This window comes from Pseudomonas sp. FYR_5 (genome assembly GCF_043106315.1).
GTDB lineage: Bacteria > Pseudomonadota > Gammaproteobacteria > Pseudomonadales > Pseudomonadaceae > Aquipseudomonas > Aquipseudomonas putida_Y.
On the sequence record NZ_JBICMK010000097.1, the window covers coordinates 126,322 to 151,104 of the forward strand.

Genomic DNA, 24,783 nt, shown 5'->3' on the forward strand with positions numbered 1-24,783 from the left:
ACCCCACTCACTGCCCGCGCAGGTCTTCGAAGAAGGCCTGCTTGCCATCGACCTGGCTGGACGCCCGTGGAGCCGCTGCGGCGTCACCGCTGGCGGCCTCCACATGCCAGTAGCAGTGCCGCACTGCACGGGTCACCGCCACGTACGCCAAGCGCTGCACTTCTTCCTTCTGTGCCGAATCGAACGGTTGGGCATCACCTGCCTTGCCCAGCCCGGCCTGGCGGTATACCTGGTTCTTGTAGGGTGAGCTGGTCAGGTACTGGCAGTCACCCAGCATGAACACCGCATCGGCCTGCAAACCCTTGGCGCTGTGATAGGTCAGCTGACGCAGCCGGCGCTGCTCGGCCGGTAGCGCCGCGTCGGCGTGCAACACGCTTTGCAGGTGCTCGTTCATCAAGGCCCGGTCACTGCCCTTGCGGTACAGCATCATGACCGTCTCACCCCGCTGGTAGTGCTCGACAAGCGTTTCGCCCAACGCAGCCTCGTCACGGTCGAACACCTTGACCGGCGAGCCGGGCAACTCGGCCGCCGGGCCACTGGCTCGGGCTTTCTTGCCGGCAATCGCCGGGGTGCCTTTGACCAGATGTTCGGCCGCATCGATCACCTGTTGCTGGCAGCGGTAGTTGTCGACCAGCATCACCCGCGTGTTGGCCGGCGACGGGAACGCCTTGGTGAACTCCATGAAATACTTGGGCGAACTGCCACGCCAGCCGTAGATCGATTGCCAGTCGTCCCCCACGCACAGCAACGACGAATGCTGGGCATGGCGGCCGGTATGCATGGCCGGGCCGCGGCGTCGTATTTCAGCAAGGCTGGCACGCAACCAGCTGACGATCTGCGGCGACACGTCCTGAAATTCGTCGATCAGCAGGTGCGCCAGCGGCCGCAGCAACGGATCGGGCAGCAGGTGCAGGTTTTCCGGGTTGTTCTCGCCAAACAGGGCGAACATGCGGTTGTAGCTCATCACCGGCGGCGACTGGTCCAGCAGGTGCGCTTCCAGGGCCTTCCAGTACAGCGCCAGGGCCTCGAAGAACAGTGCATCGCTATCGCCAGACGGGAAGCTCATCGCCGCCACCGCATTGTTCACCTCCAACCCAAGGTTTTCGATGAAATTGGCCGCACTGACGAACGCATCCAGCAGCGGCGCCGGGGCCAGTTCGCCCTTGACCTTGTACTCAAAGCCAGGGCCGGCCACGGCATCGCCTGCCAACGATGCCGCCAGGCGCCGGGCCATGGCGTAGTTGTCGAGCCAGATCAGTGGCCTGTCGCAGAACGCCTGCAACAGTGTGCGCTTGACCGCCCACTCGGCACGCACGGTCAGCTTGGCGCCGGGGCGCTGGTACTGCGCGCTTTGTGCGGGGTCGAAGCCCAGCACCACCAAAGGCCCCTGGCCTTCCAGGCGGCCATGCACATAAAAGCGGCTGCCACGGATGTCGACCGTTTCGCGGCAGGGCTCGATACCCTTGATCGGCCAGACGCCAGCGGCGAACCACAGGTCCTCGATCACGTCGCACAGTTCTTCGTCGCGCTGGGCCGCCAATTGGGTCACCTGTGCGCGCTTCTGCACATCGGGGTTGTTCGGGTCCAGCGGCTTCAGTTGCAAGGCTTCGCTGCGCAACTGCCCGACCAGCTCGGCAAAACGCGGGCTTTCACCCAGCAAGCTGCTGTAGCACTGGTTCAACTGCTGGCGCTGGGCATCGTTCAGGCGCAGGTCGAACGGGTTGCTGTCGGCCTCGGCCTCACGCCCGGCAGGCATCTCATGGCCCAGTGTTTCAAATGCACGCACCTGGCCGAAGCCCGGCAGGCTGCGCACCAGCGGCAGGATGCGCGAATGGAACGTGCGCACCAGCTCGCGGGCCTGCGCAGGCTGCAGGTTGATCTGCCACAGGGCGAACACCTGCAGCAGGCGCTTGATGAAGTCCTTGCGCGACTCGCGGGTGAAGGTGACCACGGTCATCGCATCCAGCTCGTAACCCAGGTAATGACGCAGCAAAAGAATGCGCAGCACCAGCGACGTGGACTTGCCTGCGCCGGCGCCTGCCACCACGCAGGTAGACGGGGTGTCACTGAAGATCAGCTTCCATTGCGCGGCGCTGGGCTGGGCTTCGGCGGGCAGGCGCTGGGCGACGTCGGCCTTGAAGCGCTTTTTCAACTCGGCCGTCAACGGCAGGCGCCAGTCGTCGAACAAGTTGTCATCCTGGCCTGGTACGGCGGCGCTGTCTGGGCGCGTATCGCGGATCACCAGCACCTGGCGCCCCGCTTCATAGCCCTCCACCCGACCACGCTCGAACCCTTCACGCACACCATCGGCATGGCCAGTGCGCTGGCCTGTGACGTGGCCGAGGAACCACGAGTCGCGGTGCTGGGCTTGCAGGCGGGTCAGGCCACGCCCCAGCAAGCGGGCGGCCAGGCGACGAAACCAGGGCAACTGGGCAGGAGGGGTAAGGTCGGCGGGGGCCAGGGGTTGCTCGTGGGCCACGGTCACTCCGTTGAAAATCAAAACAGCAGGCATGTTCGCCGCATCGACGAAAAATCGCCAGCGAATGCTTGCAGATCAGTGGATTAGGCGATGAAGCGAATAAAGTGCAGCAGAAAATACATCTATCAAACAGATTGTTTTAAGCCGATATTTACGCTTATTTTCGATGTTTCTTTGGCGCATCATGGCCCCATTCCACTGATTTGAGGAGCACGACCATGCTGCAACTACGACCCTTCGAAAGCCTCGGCCACGCCAACCATGGCTGGCTTGACGCCCACCACCATTTCTCGTTTGCCGAGTACTACGACCCGGCACGCATGCACTGGGGTAACCTGCGGGTTTGGAACGACGACCTGATCGCAGCCGGCAGCGGCTTCCCGCCGCACCCGCACCGCGACATGGAAATCATCACTTATGTGCGTGAAGGCGCGATCAGCCACCAGGACAGCCTGGGCAACAAGGGCCGCACCGAGGCCGGTGATGTTCAGGTGATGAGCGCCGGTACCGGCATCGTGCACAGCGAGTACAACCTCGAAGACATCGACACACGTATTTTCCAGATCTGGATCGTGCCGGAGCGCACCGGTGAAGCCCCCCAGTGGGGTAGCCGGCCGTTCCCCAAAGGCGAACGCGGCGAAGGCTTCGTGACCCTGGCCAGCGGCCGCGCGGGTGACGAGGACAGCCTGCAGATCCGTACCGATGCCCGCCTGGTGGCTGCCACCCTGCGGGCGGGTGATACCGCCGAGTACCGCTTCGATGCCGCACGCCGGGGTTACCTGGTGCCGGCCAAGGGGCTGGTAGATGTCAACGGGCTGCGGGCCAAGGCGCGCGATGGCGTGGCGATCGAGCAGGAAGAGGTGCTGCGGGTGACCGCCATCGAGGACAGCGAGATCGTACTTGTGGATGTGGCCTGATAACCCAGCCTGCGACAATCCATGTAGCAGCGAAGGGCTGCCCCCATAGAACAACCCGGTTCAGCAGGGTCTTGTGGGGGCTGGCTTGCGGCCTTGGGCCTCCCCGGCTACCGCAAGGCAGCCATCAAACATTGGCGCCATCAGCCAGCCTGCACTAGCGTTGTGCTACCAGCCAGCCCAACGGTCATGCGGAGCACTCGATCATCATGCCGGACCTGCGCCCGAACCCGACGCTGTGCCTGGAATACCGTGCCGAACAGCCCATTCAGCACGCTTTTATCGAACAGGCCAGCCGTTGCCCGGAGGCCATTGCCATCATTGGCCAGCATATAACCTGCAGCTACTCCCAACTGGAGCAGATCAGCGCGGGCATTGCCGCGTTTCTGGTAAAAAACGCCGCCAGCGGCACCGATCGTGTGGTCATCGTCACCCTGGTGCACTTCGTCGACTGGCATGTGCGCCAGCATGGTTTGACCCGGGCCGACACCTTTTCGCTGCTTTCCGGCCTGGGCCACGACCCGGTATACCGCGACGTGTTCACGCCACTGTCGCTTGGCGCGACCATTGCCTGCCCGGCCCAGTCGACCCTGACCGACCCCTCACAGCTGGCCAGCTGGCTTCACCAGCATGGCGTGAGCGTGATCCACCTCACCCCGCCGCTGGGCAAACTGATCGAAACAGGCGCTCACATGAACCGCCAGGTTCTCGACCAGCTGCGCTACCTGTTCTGGGGTGGCGATGCACTCAGCCCCACGCAGTACCAGCAGGTCCGCGCCATCGCACCGAATGCCGTCAATGTGAACTTCTACGGCACCACCGAAACCCCACAGGCCATGGCTTTCCACACCCTCGACCCGGAAATGGACAATGCCCGGGTGCCCCTGGGCAAAGGCATTGCCGATGCACAATTGCTGGTGATAAACCCGGACAACCAGCTGGTCAGCGAGGGCGAGACAGGCGAAATCCTGATCCGCAGCCCCTATCTGTCACGGGGTTACTGGGGCGACCCAGGGCTGACCGAAGCCAGATTCATCGCCAACCCGTTCACCGCCGACGCGGCCGACCGCTGTTACCGCACTGGCGACCTGGGCACCTACCTGGCCGATGGCAGCGCCAGTTTTCTGGGGCGCGCTGACAGCCAGGTGAAAATCCGTGGGCATCGCATCGAGCTGGCGGAGATCGAGAACGCCATCAGCCGTCTCCCGCACATAGGGCAATGCGTGGTCCTGGCCAACCACGACGCTGCATCAACCCGGCTGGTGGCCTATTGCGTCGCGCAGCAGGCCACCCGAACTGACGAACTGCGCCAGGCGCTCGCCGGCCAGTTGCCTGACTACATGGTACATCGAAGTGTTGGTGCAGATGATCGTGATCATCGGCCTGGTGCTGTCGATCAGGCGCGTGCGCCAGGTGCTGCGTGACGACCCGTTTCGCTGGCTGATCATCGCTGCCTGTGCGCTGGTAGCGCTGGATGTACTCCTCAACCAGTTCGTATTCGACGCCAGTGTCCTGCTCAACCGGGTACCCCAGCACTTTCTGGCGGTGATGGTGCTGGGCATGGCCGTCCACCATGCCGACACGCCCTCACGCAAATGGGTGGCCAGTGCGGTGGCCGTGCTGGTGGTTGCCGAGCTGGACCTGATGGCGGTTGCCGGTGTTGGCTGGCAAGCGTTCACACGCTATGTCGACATCGCCCTGCCAGCGATACTGGCACTTGTCTGGTTCCGCTCGGTGCCAGTACCCGCCCTGGTTGCACGGGCAGGTGCGGTGATCGCTTCGTCTACCTTGTATATCTACCTGACACATTTCCAATTCGAGTCGGTGGCGGAACATGTTTTCAGGCACCCGCTGTTCGAGGTGTCCCTGGCACTCGCTGGAGGGGTACTGGTGAGCTATTGCTGGAATACCCTGTTACGTCTGCTGTTTACCCGCAGGCGCGTGGAGCCGATCCAGCTGAACGCGCCACCTCTGCCTGAACGAAGATGACCCGCCACCGCATGCACTATTCTCGTCCGGCCAGTTCAGCCAGCACCTCGGCCGAGGTGGTGACCTGGCGGAAGTGGTGCTTCCACAGGTCGGTCCCCAGCTTGCCCGAGCGGTCCAGCGATGACCCTATTGTCATGTCTGTCACCAGCGTGGGCATCAGCCCTGCATCGAACAGGGCAAAGCCGGCGGCCAGCACGCAGGTTTCGGTCTGCAGCCCACACACCAGCACCCGCTCTACACCCAGTTGCCGGATGTACTCGATAGCTTCGGCACTTTGCCCGTAACCATGCTTGACGAACACCTGGTCGGCCTCGACCAGGCTCTCGTCCTCGGCCGCAGGGTGCCAACCGAGCTGACGCTCGAACGGCGTAACCTGTTCATCGTGCAATTCGACCGAGGCTATGGTGGGAATGTTCGCTGACAACCGCCGCAAGCCATCGACCAGCCACTCGGGCGGGCTGAAGGTGGACTGAACATCGACGATGAGCAAAACCTGGCGCATAGCGTACTCCGGCCATCATGCAAAATGGCGCGGAGTATACCGCGTGGCGCCGGGGCTTGATGACCAATCGTTGCTCCCCCCACCGACTGCCGGCGCACGCGGCGCCGAATACCTTGACACGCCTGACCATGAAGGCTGCCGTAGCTGCGACGTATTCCTTCAGGCTATGATCGGTCACCCTGCCGCGGACACCCTGAGCCATGCCCGTAGACCTGCAAGCGTTGTACCCCAGGCTGATCCACCTGATGCTGGACACGGTATTCGTGGTCGACAGGGACAACCAGATCGTGTTCGTCAGTGATGCCTGCAAGACGCTGCTGGGCTACGAAGCCTGCGAACTGATCGGCACGCCGATCACCCGCTACATGCACCCTGACGACCTCCCGGCCACGCGCGCCTCGATCATGCGGGTAATGAACGGCCAGCCGCACTACGACTTTTGCAACCGTTACCTTCGCAAGGATGGCAGCGTGGTGCACATACTGTGGGCGGCCTGCTGGTCCGATGAGGCCCAGGCGCGTATCGGCGTGGCGCGGGACGTTACCGCCCAGCGCGAGGCCGAAGACGAACTGCGCTTCCTCGCCCATCATGACCCACTGACCCGGCTGGCCAACCGCGCCATGTTCAATGAACGGCTGGACACCGCCCTGGCAGCGGCCCGGCGTCACAACCGCAGGCTGGCCTTGCTGTTCCTCGATATCAATGACTTCAAGCAGATCAACGACAACCACGGCCACAGCGTGGGTGACCGGGTACTGTGCACACTGGCCCGGCGCCTGGAAAGCTGCGTGGGGGTAGCTGGCACGGTAGCGCGGATGGGCGGTGACGAATTCACCGTGCTGTTACCCGATTGCCCGTCGCCGGAGGCCATTGCCACGCACGTACAGCACATTCTCGCGGTCATGGCCGAACCGCTCGACGCCGAGTTTGCCGGCATCGATGCACCATCCTGCAGTATTGGCGTGGCCTGCTTTCCCGAAGACGGCAACGATGCCGACATGCTACTGCGCCATGCTGACGGGCACATGTACCAAATCAAGCGCCAACGCGCTGCGACTGGCTGAAGGCAAAGGCACACCGCATGGATGAACACCTGCAAGGTACTGTCGGGCAAGCACCCGCCTCTGTCGGCTTGGCCCAGGCATTGCTGTTCTGGCTGAAGCTGGGGTTCATCAGTTTCGGCGGCCCGGCCGGGCAGATTGCGATCATGCACCAGGAACTGGTGGAGCGGCGCGGCTGGATCAGTGAGCGGCGTTTCCTGCATGCCCTCAACTACTGCATGTTGCTGCCCGGGCCCGAGGCCCAGCAACTGGCCACCTACATCGGCTGGCTGATGCACCGCACCTGGGGCGGGGTGATTGCCGGTGCTCTGTTCGTGCTCCCTTCGCTGTTCATCCTGATCGGCCTGTCGTGGGTGTACCTGACCTGGAGCGAAGTACCGGTGGTCGCCGGGATTTTCGCAGGGATCAAGCCGGCCGTGACCGCCATCGTCGTGCATGCCGCCCACCGCATTGGCACGCGGGCGCTGAAGAACGGCTGGTTATGGGCCATTGCCGCGGCCTCGTTCGTGGCCATTTTCGCGCTTGACGTCCCCTTCCCGCTGATCGTGCTGACGGCCGCACTGCTGGGTTACGTCGGCGGCCGGCTGCTACCGGCACAGTTCACGCCCGGTGGGGGCCACAGCACCGCCAGCACCCGCCAGCGCCCGGCGCTGATCGACGACGATACCCCGATCCCCGCGCACGCCCGCTTCAGTTGGGGCCGCCTGGTGACCTTGCTGCTGGCGGTTGCGGCGCTTTGGCTTCTGCCCATGGGTCTGCTGATGGCGGCCTTTGGCTGGCACGGCACACTCACGCAAATGGGCTGGTTCTTCACCAAGGCAGCGCTGCTGACCTTCGGCGGTGCCTATGCGGTGCTGCCCTATGTCTATCAAGGGGCTGTCGGTCACTATGGCTGGCTGTCGCCCACGCAGATGATCGATGGCCTGGCACTGGGCGAGACCACGCCCGGGCCGCTGATCATGGTGGTGGCCTTCGTCGGTTTCCTCGGTGGCTACCTGCAGCCGATGTTCGGCGCCCACCAGGCGTTCCTCGCGGGCGCAGTGGCAGCGGGGCTGGTGACCTGGTTCACCTTCCTGCCCTCGTTCCTGTTCATCCTCGCCGGAGGCCCGCTGGTGGAATCGACCCACAATGAACTGAAGTTCACCGCCCCGTTGACCGGGATAACTGCGGCTGTGGTGGGCGTAATACTCAACCTTGCGCTGTTCTTCGGCTACCACGTGCTGTGGCCGGACGGGTTCGATGGCGCGTTCCACTGGTCCTCGGCTGTGATAGCGCTCGCGGCGGCGGTGGCGCTGTTCCGCTACAAGCGCGGGGTGATACACGTGTTGATCGGCTGCGCCGTTGCCGGGCTCGCCCTTCACCTTTTCCGCTGATGGAGCCGATCATGCGCAACCCTGAAGACGCCTTGCTAGACAGTTGGCACCATAACGCCCAGGCCTGGATCGACGCCGTACGCAACGGCGCCATCGAGAGCCGTCGCCAGGTCACTGACCAGGCCATCCTGCTGGCCATCCTTGGCCGCCAGCCCGAACGGGTGCTCGACCTGGGCTGCGGTGAGGGCTGGCTGCTGCGCGCGCTGGCCGACCGGGGTATCGAGGCGGTGGGTGTCGACGGCGACAGAACGCTGGTGGATGCAGCGCGAGCTGCGGGCGCGTGTGAGGTGCACCTGGCCAGCTATGCGCAGCTGGCTGAGGCGAAGGTGCATGTGGGCAAGGACTATGACCTGATCTGCGCCAACTTCGCGCTGTTGCACCAGGACATCATTGAACTGTTGTCGGCAATGCGGACGTTGCTGGTGCCAGGCGGTGCGCTGGTGATCCAGACCCTGCACCCGTGGAGCATGGCCGGCGGGGATTATCAGGATGGCTGGCGAGAGGAGTCTTTTGCCGGGTTCGCCGGGGAATGGCAACCGATGCCTTGGTATTTCCGCACCCTGGCCAGCTGGCTGAATGCGCTGGACATGGCAGGGTTGCGACTGGTCGGTTTGCAGGAGCCGCAGCACCCGCAAAGCGCGGTGCCGCAGTCATTGTTGATGGTGGCTGAGCGTCACTGAATCGGGCCGTAACAATCCTGTGGGAGCAGGGTTCACCCCGCTCCCACAAGGCAGGCCGGGGCAGGCTACAGCACCGGCTTGCGCGCTGCTCCGCTGCGGGCCTTGGCCATGGCTGCCAGGCGCACCGCGACGTTGGCAGCGCCGTAACCGGCGTACCCTGCCTTGCGCTGGATGATCTCGAAGAAGAAACGCTCCTCGAACGGCTCGGTATAGACGTGGAACAGCTCGCCACCTTGAGCATCGCGGTCGTACAGCACGTTGTAGTACGCCAGTTCGCTGAGGAACTCGTCGTCGAAATCGAAACGCGCCGCCAGGTCGTCGTAGTAGTTCAGCGGGATTTCCAGCAGTGGCACCCCTGCCAGCTTGGCCCGCGCCACTTCGCGGAAGATGTCGTCACAATCGAAGGCGATGTGATGCACGCCCGAACCACGGTAGCTTGAAAGCGCATGGGCGATGGCGGTGTTGCGGTTTTCTGAGATATTCAGTGGCAGGCGCAAGGTGCCGCACTGGCTGCGCAGCGCGCGACTCTTGACCAGGCCATACGGGTCGGGCAGCACCACTTCGTCGTCGGCAGCGAAGTCGAACAAACTCTTGTAGAACAGCACCCAGCTGTCCAGCGACTCGGCCGGCAGGGCCAGGGCCATGTGGTCGATGCGGCGCAGGCCGCCGGTCGCGGCTGCGTTCTTGTCCAGGCTGAAGTCGGTGTCGTACAGGGTGTGGCCGGCAGTGCCCTGCTCTACCAGGTACAGCAGGCTGCCATCGGGCGCACGCACGGCCGGCACTTCGCATTCGTTGGGGCCGACCAGGCCGCGGAACGGCTGGCCACGGAAAGCGGTGGCCCGCTTCAGGGCCGCTTGCTGGTCCTTGACCCGCAGCGCAGTGGCGCACAGCGACGGGCCATGGGCCTCGAAGAAGTTGTGGCCGAAGGAGTACGGTTCAGCGTTCAGCACAATGTTGATATCACCCTGGCGCAGCAGTTGCACTTCTTTGCTTCGGTGCTTGCCGGCTTCGGCAAAGCCCAGGCGCTTCAACCAGTTGCCCAGGCGCGCGCCGACGGCTTCGTCGACCGCGAACTCCAGGAACTCCACGCCGTCATAAGCGCTGGCCGGCGGCGGGGTGAACAGTACGCCAGGTTCGATCGGCGTGTTTTCCTGCTCCAGGCGCAAGCGGGTCTGCTCTTCAAGGTACAGCAGCGAACGCAAGCCGTCGGCAGCATTCTGCCGGGTCGGTGCGGCGCGGAAGCCGTCATTGAAGATTTCCAGCGACAGCGGGCCACGGTAACCCGTGGCGAGGATCGGCGCCAGGAAACCGGCCATGTCCATTTCGCCCTGCCCCGGGAAGCAGCGAAAGTGCCGGCTCCACTCCAGCACATCCATGGCCAGGATTGGCGCATCGGCCATTTGCACGAAGAAGATCTTGTCGCCGGGGATGTCGCGGATCGCGCTTGGATCACCTTTGAGCGACAAGGTGTGGAAGCTGTCGAGGATCACCCCGAGTGCCGGGTGGTCGGCCTGGCGCACCAGGTTCCACACTTGCTGGTAAGTGTTGACGTGGCGGCCCCAGGCCAGCGCTTCGTAACCAATGCGCAGGCCGCGCTTGCCGGCATGTTCGCCCAGCAGGCGCAGGTCGTCGACCAACAGTTGCTCGTCACCCAGGGCATCGGCCTGGACGTTGCTGCACACCAGCACCAGGTCGGTACCCAGTTCCTGCATCAGGTCGAACTTGCGTTCGGCGCGGTCGAGGTTTTTCTGCAGGCGGTCACGGCGGCAGCCTTCAAAGTCGCGAAAAGGCTGGAACAAGGTGATGGCAATGCCCAGGTCGGCGCACATCTGGCGCACCTGGCGCGGGCTGCCAGCGTAATAGAGCAGGTCGTTTTCGAAGATCTCGACGCCGTCAAAACCGGCGGCGGCGATGGCTTCGAGCTTTTCCGGCAGAGTGCCGCTCAAGGACACGGTAGCGATCGAACGCTGCATGGCGGGAGTTCCTTGTTGTTGGAGGAATACGGTGCCATTCGGGCAAATAACCCCTGTCACAGTCTATGGCACGATCGATTATTCGCAGGTAAAGTCGACGCTTCAATCTCTTTGTACGGAATGGTTAGTTTTGCGTTCGATTATCGCACAAAACCCGTTTTAGCGAATTGCTAGACCGCGGCCCCGTGGTCAACATGGACCACAGACGCAGGCACACCGACCGTTGCCTCCTGCCTTGGCATAACCTCTGGCGGAACCTGCGCAAACAACAATAACAACGGAGACAACGATGGCTCACTCCAGCTCGCAAGCAAAGAAAGCGACCGCCAGTGGATGGATAGGCTCGGCACTCGAGTACTACGACTTCTTCATCTACGCCCAGGCCGCTGCGCTGATTTTCCCGCAGATTTTCTTCCCCAACACCGACCCGAAGATGGCGATCATTGCCTCGTTGGCCACCTATGGCGTGGGCTACCTGGCACGCCCGGTCGGCGCCTTCGTTCTGGGCCACTGGGGTGACACCCGCGGTCGCAAGAACGTCCTGCTGCTGTGCATGTTCCTGATGGGCCTGTCGACCATGGCTGTCGGCCTGCTACCCACCTACCACGACATCGGCTACCTCGCACCGGCCTTGCTGGTTGTGCTGCGACTGATCCAGGGCTTTGCCGTGGCCGGGGAAATTTCCGGTGCCAGTTCCATGATCATGGAGCACGCGCCGTTTGGCCGAAGAGGCTACTACGCCAGTTTCACCCTGCAAGGTGTGCAAGCGGGCCAGGTCCTGGCGGCAGCGGTGTTCCTGCCACTGGCTTACTTCATGCCCAGCGAAGCCTTTACCGAATGGGGCTGGCGCATTCCGTTCCTGATGAGCGCCGTCGTGCTGATTGCCGGCTTCATCATCCGTAAGGAAGTGCACGAGACCCCAGCGTTCGTTCAAGAAGAGAAACAGGACAAGGTTGTCAAATCGCCCATCAGCGAAGCCTTCCGCCACAGCTGGAAGCACATGGTGCTGGTGATGTTCATGGCCCTGATGAACGTGATCCCGGTCGTGGCCACCATCTTCGGTGCGGCCTATGCGGTGCAGCCGGCGTATGGCATCGGCTTCGACAAGAGTGTGTACCTGTGGATTCCGGTGGTCGGTAACATCGTCGCGGTGCTGGTGATCCCGTTCGTGGGCAACCTGTCGGACAAGATCGGCCGTCGCCCGACCATGATCGCTGGCTGTCTGGGCTCAGGCCTGCTGGCCTTCGTCTACCTGTATGCGATCAGCATCCAGAACGTGCCAATGGCGTTCGCCGCCTCGATCGTCATGTGGGGCATGGTTTACCAGGGTTACAACGCGGTATTCCCAAGCTTCTACCCTGAGCTGTTCCACACCCGCTACCGCGTGACGGCCATGGCCATCGCGCAGAACATCGGCACCATGCTCACCGCCATGCTGCCCGCGCTGTTCGCAATGGTCGCCCCACCCGGCTCGGACAACATTCCGCTGGTAGTCGGTGGGCTGGCCTTCTTCATCACCGGCGTGTGCGCCCTGGCGGCCTACATTGCCCCGGAAACCCACCGCCTGGCGATGGAAGACCTGGGCAACCCAGAGGCCAAGCCGATGGAAAAGGCAGCCTATGAAGCCAGCCGTAAAGGTAGCTTTCAGGCAGTGAGTCACTGATAGATTGCAGGGGCTGCTTTGCAGCCCCTTCGCGGTCAAGCCCGCTCACACATGTACCGTACAGGCTTCAGCCTTTGATCACGTCCTGCAGGCGTGCCCACAGCCGCTGCACATCCCCCCGCTCGGTCGGCAGCGCACCAATCGAAACCCGCACCATCCACCGCCCGTCCAGTGTAGCCGGCGTCACATAAGCATCCCCGGACGCATTCAGCCGCTCAGCCCAGCCCTTGGTATGCGCATCCAGCGCCTCCCCTTCAAGCCCCGCCGGTCGATGGCGAATGCACAAGGTTTGCAGCTGTACTGGCGCCAACACTTCCCACTCCGCCGCCGCCTCGACCTGCCCCGCCAGCCACTGGGCATTGTCCAGGTCACGCCGCAGCCGCGTCTGCAATGCGTCGACACCCTCGCTGCGCAACATGAACCACAGCTTCAAGGCGCGGAACCGACGACCCAGCGGAATGCCCCAGTCGCGCAGGTTCTTCACCTCGCCATCCACCGCCGACTGCAGGTAGCTGGGATTGGTGCTCATCACCCGGATCAGGTGCTGCGGATCGCGCACGTAGTAGATCGAGCAATCGAAGGCCACACCCAGCCATTTGTGCGCGTTGACCACCACCGAGTCGGCCAGCTCGATGCCGTCCCACATCCAGCGGCACTCGGGCAGGATCATCGCCGAACCGGCCATGGCCGAGTCAACGTGCAACCACAGCCCATTGGCCTGGGCGATTTCGCCCACCGGGCGCAGCGGGTCGAGGGCAGTGGTCGTCGTGGTGCCGGTGGTGGCAACCACGGCGCAGGGCTGGTTGCCGGCAGCCAGGTCCTGCTCGATCGCCGCCTGCAGTGCCTCTGGGCGCAGGGCGTAGCGTTCGTCGGTGGGGATCAGGCGGATATTGTCGCGACCAAAACCTGCCAGCAGTGCAGCCTTGTCCACCGAGCTGTGAGCGTGGGCGCTGACATACACGATCAACGGCTTGGCTTCGGCCTGCAGGCCGCCGCGTACCAAGGCGTAGTCGGTGGCGCGCTCACGGGCACTGATCAGCGCCACCAGGGTGCTGGTCGAGGCGGTGTCCTGGATCACACCACTCCATTGAGCAGAAAGGCCGAGCAACTGGCGCAGCCAGTCAAGGGTGGTTTCTTCCAGTTCGCTCAGGGCCGGGCTGGATTGCCATGACAGGCCCAGCACGCCCAGACCGGTACTGAGGAAGTCCCCCAGCACCGAGGACAGGGTGCCATTGGAAGGGAAATAGCCATAGAAGTCCGGGTGCTGCCAATGGGACAGGCCGGGCATGACCAGGTTATTGACGTCGTCGAGAATGGCCGCGAAAGGTTCGCCTTGTTGAGGGGCAGTTGCGGGCAAGGCAGCCTTGAGGTAGCCAGGTTCGACCTGGGCCATGACCGGGCGTTCGCCCACGGTCTGGCGGTAGTCGGCAATCAGGTCGATCAGTTGGTGGCCGTACTGGCGGAATTGTTCGGGGGTCACGCTAGCTCTCCTGGGGGTTATCCATTGCCTGTGCAGGCCCTTTCGCGGGTAAACCCGCTCCTACAGCCGCGAAGAAGCCGCACAATCAACACAATGCCCCCAGTCTAGGCACCTATCCCCGGCCGAATAACCCCGCTTCCCGCATAGCTGCTATGGCGAACCTGCATGCCCGCCCTGCACACCAAACTGCGACTGGCGCCACAACTCGAATACCCGGTTACGCAACCAGCGGTGCTCGGCCGAGGCCTGCAGGCGCTGGTGCCACACAACCCAGTACCGCTGGCTGTGGTCGATGAAGCCCAGTGGTCGCCAGGCCAGGTCATGCAAACGGCTCAGCTGCCGGGCGATGTGCTCGGGGACCGTGGCCACGGCCTGACTGTTGGCAATCACTTGTACCGTGGCGCAGAAGAACGGCACTTCGAGGCTGACCCGCCGCTGCAGGCCTTGTGCACGCAAGTGCCGATCGATGAAGCTGTCCTTGTCGCCACCACCCGAAATGCGCACATGCTTGTACGCCAGGTAGTCGGCCTGGCTGAGCGCGGCCTGCGCGGCCAGCGGGTGATCCTGGCGCATCAGGCATACCGCGCGGTCCTCACCCAACAGCCGTCCGTGCAGGTTGGGCGGCGACTCGTCGAACAAGGTGGTCGCCAGGTCGATTTCTCCGCTGGCCAGCAAGGCGTACTGGCCGGCCTGCCAGGTGCGGTACTCCAGCGACACACCTGGCGCTTCGCGCTCCAGCGCCGCCACCAGCAGCGGCAGCATGTGCTCGGCCACATAATCCGAAGCGGCCAGGCAGAACCGCCGCTCGCAACGCGCCGGGTCGAAGATGGCGGGCTGGCGCAGCGCGTGCAGTTCTTCGAGCACCTGGCGCAAAGGCTCGACCAGGGCTTCGGCGTGTTCGCTAAGCACGTAACCACGCCCTTGGCGCACCAGCAACGGATCATCGAAGGCTTCGCGCAGGTGGGCCAGCTGGCGGCTCAGGGCCGATTGGCTGACACCCAGGCGCTCGGCCGCGTGGCTGAGGTTTTTAAGCTGCAACAGGTGGTCGAGGGTGCGCAGGTGGGCGAGGCTGAGGGAGGCGAAGGTGGGGTTCATGCAGGCTCCCTGCGGTGGAATTCAAGGGCCTTCTCGCGGGCAAGCCCGCTCTCACAGGGTTCTCACATCGTTCAGCATCGTGAAAAACCTGCGGGAGCGGGCTTGCCCGCAAACAGGCCGCAACGCGGCCCCGACGATTACTCGGTCAGGCCAACATAGACGTTCTGCACGTCATCGTGCTCGTCGATCGCCTCGAGAAACGCTTCGACCTCGGCCAACGCCTCAGCACTCAGGCTGGCCGCGCTTACCGGGTTTTTAGGGGTGTAGCCGATTTTCGCCGCGGTCACGGTGAAACCATGCTCCGGCAGGGCCTTCTGTACCGCGTCCAGGTCGGTGGTGTCGGTGATGAACAGGGTCGAGCCCTCTTCTTCACCTTCCTCGAAGTCCTGGGCACCGGCTTCGATCGCGGCCATTTCCGGATCAGCGTCAGCGCTCGCAGGCGTGGCTTCGATCAGGCCTACATGGTTGAAGTCCCACGCTACCGAACCGCTGGCACCCAGCTGGCCCTTGCGGAACAGCACGCGGATTTGCGCGACGGTGCGGTTGATGTTGTCGGTCAGGCACTCGACGATCAGCGGCACCTGGTGCGGGGCGAAACCTTCATAACTCACCGCATGGTACTGCACGGCATCACCGTCCAGGCCTGCGCCCTTGCGGATTGCCCGATCCAGGGTCTCGCGGGTCATCGAAGCCTTCTTGGCTTGCACGATGGCCAGGCGCAGGCGTGGGTTCATGTCGGGATCGGCACCCGACTTGGCCGCGATCTGGATTTCCTTGGACAGCTTGCCCATGATCTTGCCTTTGGCATTGGCCGCTGTTTCTCTATGTTTGGCTTTCCACTGTGCGCCCATGTCGACTCTCTTGTTTCAGCGGCCGGTTCAGGAAGCGACCGGCCAAAAGTGGGTGCATTTTATACGCCCTCGAGCATGGGATCGACAAGAAATCTCATCAGCCTTTATCGGCTTTGCCCGCCGCCGCGGCAAACCGCGCCAACCGCACATCCAGCCTTCGTGGGCGCACACCACGATCTTCGGCCTGCTCCTTGCGGCGGATGGCATTGCGCACCATCAGCGAGCCCAGGTAGCGGATCGGCTCGGGCGGGAACAGTCCCAGCGGCCCTTTGACCAGCGGCGACCGGGTCCACGGGTTGTCCAGCCCCAGCGCCAGCGACGAAAGAATCTGCCCGCCCATGTGGCACGGGCCAACACCGCTGCCGGAGTAACCGAAGCCGTAGAACACGTTGCCCTGCCCGTCCAGCCGGCCGAAGAATGGCAGGCCGGTCACCGAGCGATCCGACGGCCCGTTCCAGCTGGCCGCCAGTGGCACCTCGGCCAAGGCCGGGAAAAAGCCGCCAAGGCTTTCGCGCAGCAACCGCCGATACGGCGACGGCTGGTCGAATACCGGCAACATCCGCCCGCCATAGGCAAACGTGTTGCCGCCCTTGCCGAGCATCAGCCGGCCATCGGAGGTGTTGTGGTAGTAGTGCACGAAAATACGCGAGTCGAGCACGCTGATCCCGCTGTCCAGGCCGATCTGGCGCAGCAGCTCGGGGCACGGTTCGGTAATGACCATGTCGCTGGAAACGATCGCCACACTGCGCTCGAACTGCGGGAAGACGCGCGCCATCCAGGCATTGAGGCCCAGCACTACACGGTCGGCGCGCAGCGTGCCGTGGGCCGTGCGTACCTGCACCGGGGCACCGTGCTCCAGGCCGGTCATGGCGGTGCCTTCGTAGAGGCGCACGCCGCGCTGCAAGGCCACCCGGCGCAGGCCGCGCACCAGTTTGCCCGGCTGCACAGTGGCGGCGGCCGGCGAGAACCAGCCTTCCAGATGCCGTGCCGAACCGGCCAGGCGCTGCACCTGCTCCAGCGGCAAGCGGCGGAACGAGTTGATGCCCTTGTGCTCCAGCGCGGCGATCACCGCGTCGGTGGCACCGACCTGGGCTGCGTTGGTGGCCGTGTACAGCGTGCCGTCCAGACGGAAGTCGCAGTCGATGCCATTGGCCGTGCAGAACACACCGATGTCTGCGATGCTGCGCTCCGACTCGCGCACCAGCCGCACCGCCTCCTCCCCCCCGAACAGGCGTTCGAGGGTGAAGTACTTGGCCGACCAGGACAACGCACACCCGCCATTGCGGCCGCTGGCACCGGCACCGCAGATGTCGGCCTCGATCAGCACCACATCCAGGGCCGGTACCGCCTCCTTGAGCATCAGCGCCGTCCACAGGCCGGTGTAGCCGCCGCCGACAATGCACACATCGCAACGGGTATCGCCTTGCAGCGGCGGGCATACCGCCTCCTGCGCCGTATCCAGGGCCTGTTGCAGCCAGAAGGGTCTCATTCGCTCGCTTTCCTTTAAGTACGCATTGGCTTGATTGCCATGCTGGTGTTCGGTGCCACGTCGGTGCCTTGCGGGCTGATGGCCGGCCGGCTGTTCCAGTGCGGCAGCAACACCAGCGCCGAGAACAGCGCGCAGCCAGCGAACACGATGAACACCGTGACGCCGTCGAAATAACCCGGCAGCAACCCGCCCAGTACCGCGCCCACCGACCCACAACCGTTGACGAAACCTGCTGCGGTGGCGCCGGCCTTGGCGGTGCCGAAGTCGATGGCTGCAGCGCCGCTGATCATCGAGTCCGGCCCGTACAGGGTCAGGCCCATGACGAACAGCAGGGCCACCACCAGCAGCACGCTGCCGGTGTGCATGGCCGCCATGAACAACGCCAGTGTCACGGTCAGCAGCACCAGGCTGATCACGCAGGCCGGCATGCGCCGGGCGCCAAACAGTTTGTCCGAGGCCAGGCCAATCATGATCGGGCCAAGCAGCCCGGCCAGTTCGAAAGCAGTCGGGATGATTGCCGCGCCCACCTTGCCCACCGAGGGCATCTGCTCGAAGACGATCACAGGGCCCCACAGCAAGATGGCGTAGCGCGCCGGCTTCAGCAGGAAGTACGCCAGGCCCAGGGTCAACACCGTGCGGTTGCGCAGGATTTCCCGCAGTGGCGCCCAAACGCTGCACAGGTTGTCGGCCGGGGCCATGCTTTGCGGCTCGGGCTCAACCGCCGGCAAGCCGACGTCCTCGGGTTTGTTGCGCTGCAGGAAGAAGAACAGCACCGCCACCAGCGCCACCACGACCGCGCTGGAGAAGAACGCCGCATGCCAGGTACCCACCAGGGTGTAGGCCCACCAGCCCGCGAACGGCGAGGCCACCAGGCCGCCGAAGGCATAGCAGGAACTCCACAGGCCCAGCACCCGTCCGCGCTGCGAAGCCGGGAAGAAGCTGCCGATGTTCTTGCACAAGCCGGCCCAGCCGGTGGATTGCGCCAGGCCCTGTACCAGCATGCAGGTAGCGAAGATCGGGAAAGTTGCGTAACTGCCCATCACGACTGCCGCCGCCGCAGAAATCAGCAACCCGCCCAACACGACCACGCGCGGGCCAAAGCGGTCGGCAAGCATGCCCCAGGTGAATTGGCCCACGGCATAGGCGGCCAGGTAGATGGCGTCCAGGTTGGCCATGGCGGCCTTGTCGAGCATGAAGCCTGGGTCTTCGGCGATGCCCAGCTTGGCCACCGAGAAGGCTTTGCGGGTGAAGTAGAAGGCGGCGTAGGCCAGCCAGGTGATGGCGAAAATCTGGATACGCCAGCGTTTGAACGCGGCTAGGGAATGATTCATGTAAGTCTGACCTCTTGCTCAAGTGTGCCGGCAGAATGTGAAGAAACGCCTGTCTTGTTCTTGTGTTACGCACAGCGATGACGAGGCTGTCATCGGGTCAGGTGGCGCCGAGTAGGCACCATCGCCCTGGCGGCATTCGTGGTGCCAGCGTCGGGCTGAAATACATGGAAACAGTTGCTGTAAGATAAATAAAATCGATTTATCGTATTACACAAATAAGCTCAGCTTGTTACTGAGGTCGTCATGTCGGTTTCCCACGCCCAACTCAAGGCTTTCCACGCGGTGGCCGTCCACGGCAGCTTTACCCGCGCTGCGGAAAAGCTGTTTCTTACCCAGCCTGCGGTGTCCGACCAGGTGCGCAAACTGGAGGAGCGCTTCGGCGTCTTGCTGTTCCACCGCAACAAACGCTCGGTGCAGCTCACCGACCTTGGCGAGCGGCTGCTGGGCATCAGCCAGCGCCTGTTCGCCTGCGAGGCCGAAGCCCAGGAACTGCTGCACGACTCGCGTGCGCTGCAGACCGGCAGCCTGGTGCTGGCAGTGGATGCGCCGGTGCACGTACTGCCGCAGATCGCCCGCTTCTGCCAGCGCTATCCGGGGATCCAGGTGAAGATCGAAACGGGCAATACCGACGAATCGCTGGCGCGGCTGTTCAGCTATCAGGCCGACCTGGCCCTGCTGGGCCGGGATGTCGACGATGAGCGCCTGCATTGCCTGCCGCTGCGTCGTGACCCGATGGTGGCGTTCGTTTCCCACCACCACCCATGGGCTAGCCGCGGCTCGATCAGCCTGGCCGACCTCGATGACACGCCACTGGTGCTGCGCGAGCCCGGCTCGGTGACGCGGCAGACGCTGGAGGAAGAAATGCAACGCGCCGGGTTGCGGATACGCGCAGCGATCCAGGTGGAGGGCCGGGAAGCGGCGCGAGAGGCGGTGGTGGTAGGCATTGGTGTGGGCGTGGTATCGGCGGCAGAGTTTGGTGCCGATGCACGAGTGTGTGCGTTGCCGATAGTGGATTGCCAGCGGCATTTGACCGAGACCCTGGTGTGCCTGAGCGAGCAGCGTACGCGCCGGGTGGTGGCGACTTTCCTGCAGATGGTCGAGGAAGGGGTGTAGCACTGTGCTGGCCTTTTCGCGGGCTCGCCCGCTCCCACAGGTCCTGCACAGCATCCGGAACCTGTGTCGTTTTAGGAGCGGGCGAGCCCGCGAAGGGGCCAGATCAGGCAACCCAACTATGCTGGGATAACCCCAATCCAGGCACCCAACCCATGCTCTACCGCCTTGCCGCCGACACCCTGGTGCTGCTGCACCTGGCCTTCATCCTGCTGGTGCTGTTCGGCGGGCTGCTGGTGCTGCGCTGGCGCCCTGCCCTGTTGCTGCACCTGCCGGTCCTGGCCTGGGGCCTGGCGGTGGAGTGCCTGCACCTGGGCTGCCCGCTGACCACTTGGGAAAACCACATGCGCAATGCCGCCGGTGACGCAGGTTACCAGGGCAGCTTCGTCGAGCACTACGTCTGGCCACTGATCTACCCCGCCGGCCTGACCCCGCAGATCCAGCTGTTGCTGGGCACCCTCGTACTGGCGCTGAACCTCGGCATCTACAGCTACGTGGCCTGGCGCTGGCGCCGCCCTAGCGGGTAGCGATCACGAACAACCGCGGGAAGGGCAACAGGACCTTGCCATCAGAGGCCGGCGGATAATCGCGCTGCATGGCCTGCAGGTACATCTGCAGGAAGTCGGCCTGCTCCTGCTCATCCAGCCTGGCCAGATAAGGCCGCAACGCCGACCCCTTGAACCATTCCACTACCGCTTCGGCGCCGCCCATCAACGGGTGATGATAGGTGGTGCGCCACACGTCCACCCGTGCGCACAGCGGGCTGAGCAAGTCGTAGTAGAACGCCGCGTTGTGCCGGGGCGGCAGCTGCAAGTCGGCGAACTTCGCCGCCCAGGGGCCTTGGCTTGCGATCTCGCGCAACTGCCGGTGGGCTGGTTCGTCGAGGTTGTCCGGGGTCTGCACGGCCAGGCTGGCGCCTTCGCTGAGCTGGCGCACCAGGTGCGGATACAGCAAGGCGTGGTCAGGTACCCATTGCAACGAGGCGTTGGCCAGGATCAGGTCCTGCGGCTCGGGGGCAGTCCAGCCAGCAATGTCGGCAATGACCGTGCGCACACGCGGGATGCACAGCCGCTTGCGCTCACGGGCCTTGTCGATCATGTCAGGGTCGCTGTCCAGTGCCGTCACCTGGGCGTCAGGGTAACGTTGCAGCAGCACCTCGGTCGAGTTGCCGGGGCCGCACCCCAAGTCAGTGGCGTGGCGCACCGGCCGTGGCGGGATGGCGGCAATCAGGTCGCGTACGGCGCGCGTGCGTTCGTCTTCGAACAGGGAATACTGAGTGGCGGACCAGGCCATGTGCGGCTCCTTTGGGCAGGCTATGTGCCTAGCATATGCCATCTGTCGCCCGGAGGGACGGTTGCAAAAGGATTACCCCGGAACTGATCACCTATGCTTGAAGTCAGTCCTTCCATGCGCACGCCCATGAAGACCTACATCGCCCTCGCCATCCTGGCCCTGATCGCCGCCGCCGCCCTGCTCGGCTCACCGTGGATGAACCAGCGCTTCCACATGCCCGCAGAAAAAGCCCAGGCCCAACAACGCGAAACGGCCGGGTCCCCAAGGGAGCCGGCCGTTTCCAGACGCGAGTGACGCTTAGTGCTGCTTGCTACCAGAGCGGATCTGGTGCACCACACCCATCGCCACCACGACCGCCGCAGCGATACCGGTGGAAATGACCAGGATCTGGTAGTCAGGCATGAAGGCCATGGTGACCAGGGCAGCCACGATGAACGCGATCACCAGGTAGGTCAGCCATGGGAACAGCCACATCTTCAGGCGTACTTCCTTGCCCTCGGCAATCAGCTTGCGGCGCATGCGCAGTTGCGAGAAGGCGATGACCAGGTACACCAGCAGGGCGATCATGCCGGTGGTGTTCATCAGGGTGTCCAGCACGTCTTTCGGGCGCAGGGTCTCGCTGAAGTTGATCAACGCACACACCACGGCCACGGCGCACGAACCCATGATCGCGTACACCGGTACACCGGTACCGGCGCGGGTGATCTTGAAGAACGACGGCGCGTCACCACGCTGGGCCAGGGAGAACAGCATGCGCGATGCGGTGTAATGGCCAGAGATCAGGCAGCTGCTCACCGAAGTCAGCACCACGAAGTTCATCAGCAGCTCGGCATACGGCACGCCCAGCAGTTCCAGGGTACGGCGGTAAGCGCCATAGCCAGAAACACCCAGGTGCGGGTCGTTCCACGGTACCAGGCAGACGATCAGGAAGATCGAACCGACGTAGAACAGGCACACACGCCAGACCACCGAGTTGGTCGCCTTGACGATCTGCGCGGCCGGGTCCTTGGCTTCGGAAGCGGCGATGGTGACGATTTCGGCGCCGAGGAAGGCGAACATCACCCCGAGCAAGGCACCGATCACGGTGGTGATGCCATTGGGCATGAAGCCTTCGGCGGTGAGGTGGCTGATGCCACGCACTTCACCGAACTGCCAGATGTTCATCACGGCAGCCGTACACACGATCAGGAAGCAGACGATCGCAATCACCTTGATCAAGGCGAACCAGAACTCGAACTCACCGTAGTGCTTGACGTTGAAGAAGTTGACGGTGATCAGCAACAGGGTCGTGGCCAGCACGAACACGTTAACGCTAACGTCGGGGAAGAAGCCATGCAGGATCTTGCCCGCCACATAGGCTTCCCAGGCCATGAGGATGACCCAGTACCACCAGTACAGCCAGCCGATGGTAAAACCGGCCCAACGGCCAATGGCACGGTCGGCGTAGGTCGAGAACGAGCCGGTGTCAGGCGAGGAAGTCGCCATTTCACCCAGCATGCGCATGATCAGCACCACCAGGATGCCGCCTGCCAGGTAGGCCAGGACAGCGGCTGGGCCGGCACTGTGGATCACGCTGCCGGAACCGACAAACAAGGCGCCGCCAATAACCCCGGCGATAGACATCATCGTCAGGTGGCGCGACTTCAGCGAGGCACTGAGCTTGCTCTCATGCCCGCTTTTCGCGGTGGTGGTTGTGGATGTTGCGTCCATCAGTTGTGTACCCCGTGCTTCTTTTTATCCAAGGAAAACTGTGAAACCCCGATGGCTGGCGATTTCACCTGTACATCAGTGCTAATGCGGGCAGGATGGTGTGAACGAACACACGCAGACCTTCCATGGCGGCCTGCTGACGCGCCCCAGGACGACTGCCTGAGGCGAACTGAACATGCTTTATGTGGCGATATCCGACACCTAATGTAAAAATGTCCGACGCAGAGAGCCATGCACAGTGGCATGAATCTCGCACTGCACTGTATAGGTCGCCCATGCAGTACACCCTGCAAACGCCAGGCGATACGCACCCTGAAGGCCCCGAATGTTCGAATTACATCCAGACTCCTCAACCCCGCTGGTCAACCAGATCATCGATGGGCTGCGCGAGCTGATCGACAACCAAACCCTCAAGCCAGGCGCCAAGGTCCCGTCGATCCGCGCATTTGCCGCAAGCTATTCGGTGAGTACCTTCACCGTGGTCGAAGCCTACGACCGCCTTGTTGCCCAAGGGCTGCTGGTGAGCCGTGGCAATGCGGGGTTCTTCGTCAACCGTGCGGCGGGCGACCTGTTGGAGCAGCACAACGCCGAGGCCGACACCAGTCGACCAATGTTCAACTCCGAGTGGTACCTGCAGCAGATCTTCGAAATCCGCCAGTTGCCGTACAAGCCGGGGTGCGGTTGGCTGCCCAACGACTGGATGTACGAAGACGGCCTGCGCCGCGGCCTGCGCCAAGTGGCAGGCAGCCCGCTGGAGTTGTCGGGGTACGGCGACCCCATGGGCCTGATGGAGTTGCGTGCGCTGACCGCCCAGAACCTGCAGCAAGAGCTGTCGATCGTCGCCAACCCGGCACAGCTGATGCTCACCCACGGCGCCAGCCAGGCCCTGGACCTGGCCGCACGCACACTGGTACGCCCAGGCGATGTGGTGCTGGTGGACGACCCCGGCTACCCGAACCTCATGAGCATCCTGCGGACCCAAGGCGCAACCCTGGTAGGCGTACCCCGTACACCGGCCGGCTACGACCTGAACCAGCTGGAGCAATTGCTCACCCACCACCGCCCGACGGCGTTCTTCACCCAGCCGCACCTGCACAGCCCGACATGCTCGCGCACCCCGCTACCGCAGTTGCACCGCCTGCTGCAGCTTGCCAGCCAGCATGGCTTCCGCCTGGTGGAGAACAACCTGTACGCCGACATGGTCGCCGAGCCACAGCCATGCCTGGCCAGCCTCGACCATCTGCAGCAGGTGGTGTACGTGGGCAGCTACTCCAAGAGCATTTCGCCCAACGTGCGGGTCGGCTACATGCTGGCCAATCCCGAGCTGATGCAAAAACTGCTGCACCTGAAAATGCGCTCAGGCCTGACCACCTCGCAGGTGATGGAGCGCGTGGTGTATGCGGCGATCATCGACGGGCGCTGGCGCAAGCACCTCAAGCGCCTGCGCCAGCGCCTGGCCGAGGCGCATCAGGAAGTTGGCCGGCACCTGCATCGACTGGGCTTTGAACTGTTCACCGAATCGGATGAAGGCATGTACATCTGGACCCGCCATCCGGCGATTCCCGACAGTGCAGCGTTGCTGGACGATGCGCTGGAGAAAGGCATCATGCTTGGGCCTGGGCAGTTGTTCATGGTCGACGCCAAGGCGACCGGGTGGATGCGGTTCAACGTGGCGTTCAGTACGGACCCGGCGATGTGGGAGTTGTTGGAGAAGGTGCTGGTGAAGCATGTGCGCCGGAGTGGGATGTAAGGCCGCTCCGCATCTGTTTCGGGCCACACCTTCCTGTGGG

At 63.6% G+C, this 24,783-nt stretch carries 19 protein-coding genes and 1 pseudogene; 10 read left to right on the forward strand and 10 right to left on the reverse strand.

The features are described 5' to 3' along the window. Nucleotides 1-7 precede the first annotated feature (7 nt). On the reverse strand, nt 8-2,512 hold the full coding sequence (locus ACF8RA_RS19030) for a UvrD-helicase domain-containing protein (protein WP_339443994.1): 2,505 nt from the start codon (nt 2,510-2,512) through the stop codon (nt 8-10). Nucleotides 2,513-2,697: 185 nt separating this feature from the next. Between ACF8RA_RS19030 and ACF8RA_RS19035 the strand changes: the two genes are divergently transcribed. Next, a complete protein-coding gene (locus tag ACF8RA_RS19035) occupies nt 2,698-3,396 on the forward strand; it encodes a pirin family protein (RefSeq protein WP_392462224.1) in 699 nt (232 codons plus the stop codon). A 206-nt stretch (nt 3,397-3,602) separates the two neighbouring features. Continuing rightward, nucleotides 3,603-5,372, forward strand: a pseudogene (locus tag ACF8RA_RS19040) (AMP-binding protein). Between the two features lie 26 nt (nt 5,373-5,398). On the opposite strand, the gene ACF8RA_RS19045 reads toward ACF8RA_RS19040, so the two are convergent. Continuing rightward, nucleotides 5,399-5,884, reverse strand: a complete 486-nt coding sequence (locus tag ACF8RA_RS19045) for an isochorismatase family protein (protein ID WP_020190308.1) — start codon at nt 5,882-5,884, stop codon at nt 5,399-5,401. Nucleotides 5,885-6,084: 200 nt separating this feature from the next. Between ACF8RA_RS19045 and ACF8RA_RS19050 the strand changes: the two genes are divergently transcribed. Genes ACF8RA_RS19050 through ACF8RA_RS19060 form a run of 3 tightly spaced genes read left to right on the forward strand, consistent with a single transcriptional unit; the run spans nt 6,085 to nt 8,998 of the window. Beyond that, a complete protein-coding gene (locus ACF8RA_RS19050; protein WP_176684668.1) occupies nt 6,085-6,948 on the forward strand; it encodes a sensor domain-containing diguanylate cyclase in 864 nt (287 codons plus the stop codon). Between the two features lie 17 nt (nt 6,949-6,965). After that, nucleotides 6,966-8,318 (forward strand): chromate efflux transporter, encoded by a 1,353-nt coding sequence (gene chrA / locus ACF8RA_RS19055; RefSeq protein WP_176684669.1) that lies wholly within the window; start codon nt 6,966-6,968, stop codon nt 8,316-8,318. A gap of 11 nt (nt 8,319-8,329) precedes the next feature. Next, the gene (locus ACF8RA_RS19060) at nt 8,330-8,998 is read left to right on the forward strand and encodes a bifunctional 2-polyprenyl-6-hydroxyphenol methylase/3-demethylubiquinol 3-O-methyltransferase UbiG (RefSeq protein WP_176684670.1); all 669 of its coding nucleotides are present in this window, start codon (nt 8,330-8,332) and stop codon (nt 8,996-8,998) included. 65 nt (nt 8,999-9,063) lie between these two features. Here the strand turns inward: ACF8RA_RS19060 and quiC are convergent, their stop codons facing one another. Further along, nucleotides 9,064-10,971: a 3-dehydroshikimate dehydratase QuiC gene (quiC, locus tag ACF8RA_RS19065; RefSeq protein ID WP_252459962.1), complete on the reverse strand. Its 1,908-nt coding sequence runs from the start codon at nt 10,969-10,971 to the stop codon at nt 9,064-9,066. A 289-nt stretch (nt 10,972-11,260) separates the two neighbouring features. Between quiC and ACF8RA_RS19070 the strand changes: the two genes are divergently transcribed. Next, entirely contained in the window at nt 11,261-12,634 is a 1,374-nt protein-coding gene (locus tag ACF8RA_RS19070) for an MFS transporter (protein ID WP_176684672.1), read from the forward strand. Between the two features lie 67 nt (nt 12,635-12,701). On the opposite strand, the gene ACF8RA_RS19075 is transcribed toward ACF8RA_RS19070, so the two are convergent. From ACF8RA_RS19075 to ACF8RA_RS19095, 5 genes are all read right to left on the reverse strand, one after another. Next, the gene (locus tag ACF8RA_RS19075; RefSeq protein ID WP_392519436.1) at nt 12,702-14,114 is read right to left on the reverse strand and encodes a DOPA decarboxylase; all 1,413 of its coding nucleotides are present in this window, start codon (nt 14,112-14,114) and stop codon (nt 12,702-12,704) included. A gap of 150 nt (nt 14,115-14,264) precedes the next feature. Next, nucleotides 14,265-15,209 carry a LysR family transcriptional regulator gene (locus tag ACF8RA_RS19080; RefSeq protein WP_129931941.1) on the reverse strand — a complete coding sequence of 315 codons (945 nt, stop codon included), beginning with the start codon at nt 15,207-15,209 and terminating at the stop codon, nt 14,265-14,267. Nucleotides 15,210-15,346: 137 nt separating this feature from the next. Then, nucleotides 15,347-16,060 carry a YebC/PmpR family DNA-binding transcriptional regulator gene (locus ACF8RA_RS19085; protein ID WP_004575404.1) on the reverse strand — a complete coding sequence of 238 codons (714 nt, stop codon included), beginning with the start codon at nt 16,058-16,060 and terminating at the stop codon, nt 15,347-15,349. Between the two features lie 97 nt (nt 16,061-16,157). Beyond that, the gene (locus ACF8RA_RS19090; RefSeq protein ID WP_392519437.1) at nt 16,158-17,549 is read right to left on the reverse strand and encodes an FAD-dependent oxidoreductase; all 1,392 of its coding nucleotides are present in this window, start codon (nt 17,547-17,549) and stop codon (nt 16,158-16,160) included. 14 nt (nt 17,550-17,563) lie between these two features. Next, entirely contained in the window at nt 17,564-18,880 is a 1,317-nt protein-coding gene (locus tag ACF8RA_RS19095) for an MFS transporter (protein WP_392462226.1), read from the reverse strand. 243 nt (nt 18,881-19,123) lie between these two features. Between ACF8RA_RS19095 and ACF8RA_RS19100 the strand changes: the two genes are divergently transcribed. Together ACF8RA_RS19100 and ACF8RA_RS19105 are read left to right on the forward strand one after the other, a co-directional pair. Continuing rightward, a complete protein-coding gene (locus ACF8RA_RS19100) occupies nt 19,124-19,993 on the forward strand; it encodes a LysR substrate-binding domain-containing protein (protein ID WP_020193277.1) in 870 nt (289 codons plus the stop codon). A gap of 152 nt (nt 19,994-20,145) precedes the next feature. Continuing rightward, on the forward strand, nt 20,146-20,517 hold the full coding sequence (locus tag ACF8RA_RS19105; RefSeq protein WP_209965292.1) for a DUF2784 domain-containing protein: 372 nt from the start codon (nt 20,146-20,148) through the stop codon (nt 20,515-20,517). Here ACF8RA_RS19105 and tam read toward each other — a convergent pair. After that, nucleotides 20,507-21,283: a trans-aconitate 2-methyltransferase gene (tam, locus tag ACF8RA_RS19110; protein WP_021783153.1), complete on the reverse strand. Its 777-nt coding sequence runs from the start codon at nt 21,281-21,283 to the stop codon at nt 20,507-20,509. The genes ACF8RA_RS19105 and tam overlap by 11 nt on opposite strands. A gap of 114 nt (nt 21,284-21,397) precedes the next feature. Between tam and ACF8RA_RS19115 the strand changes: the two genes are divergently transcribed. Next, nucleotides 21,398-21,577, forward strand: a complete 180-nt coding sequence (locus tag ACF8RA_RS19115; RefSeq protein ID WP_028698076.1) for a hypothetical protein — start codon at nt 21,398-21,400, stop codon at nt 21,575-21,577. Between the two features lie 3 nt (nt 21,578-21,580). On the opposite strand, the gene ACF8RA_RS19120 is transcribed toward ACF8RA_RS19115, so the two are convergent. Then, nucleotides 21,581-22,993 carry an amino acid permease gene (locus ACF8RA_RS19120; RefSeq protein WP_004575400.1) on the reverse strand — a complete coding sequence of 471 codons (1,413 nt, stop codon included), beginning with the start codon at nt 22,991-22,993 and terminating at the stop codon, nt 21,581-21,583. Between the two features lie 325 nt (nt 22,994-23,318). Between ACF8RA_RS19120 and ACF8RA_RS19125 the strand changes: the two genes are divergently transcribed. After that, nucleotides 23,319-24,743, forward strand: a complete 1,425-nt coding sequence (locus ACF8RA_RS19125) for a PLP-dependent aminotransferase family protein (protein WP_176684677.1) — start codon at nt 23,319-23,321, stop codon at nt 24,741-24,743. The last annotated feature ends 40 nt before the right edge of the window (nt 24,744-24,783 follow it).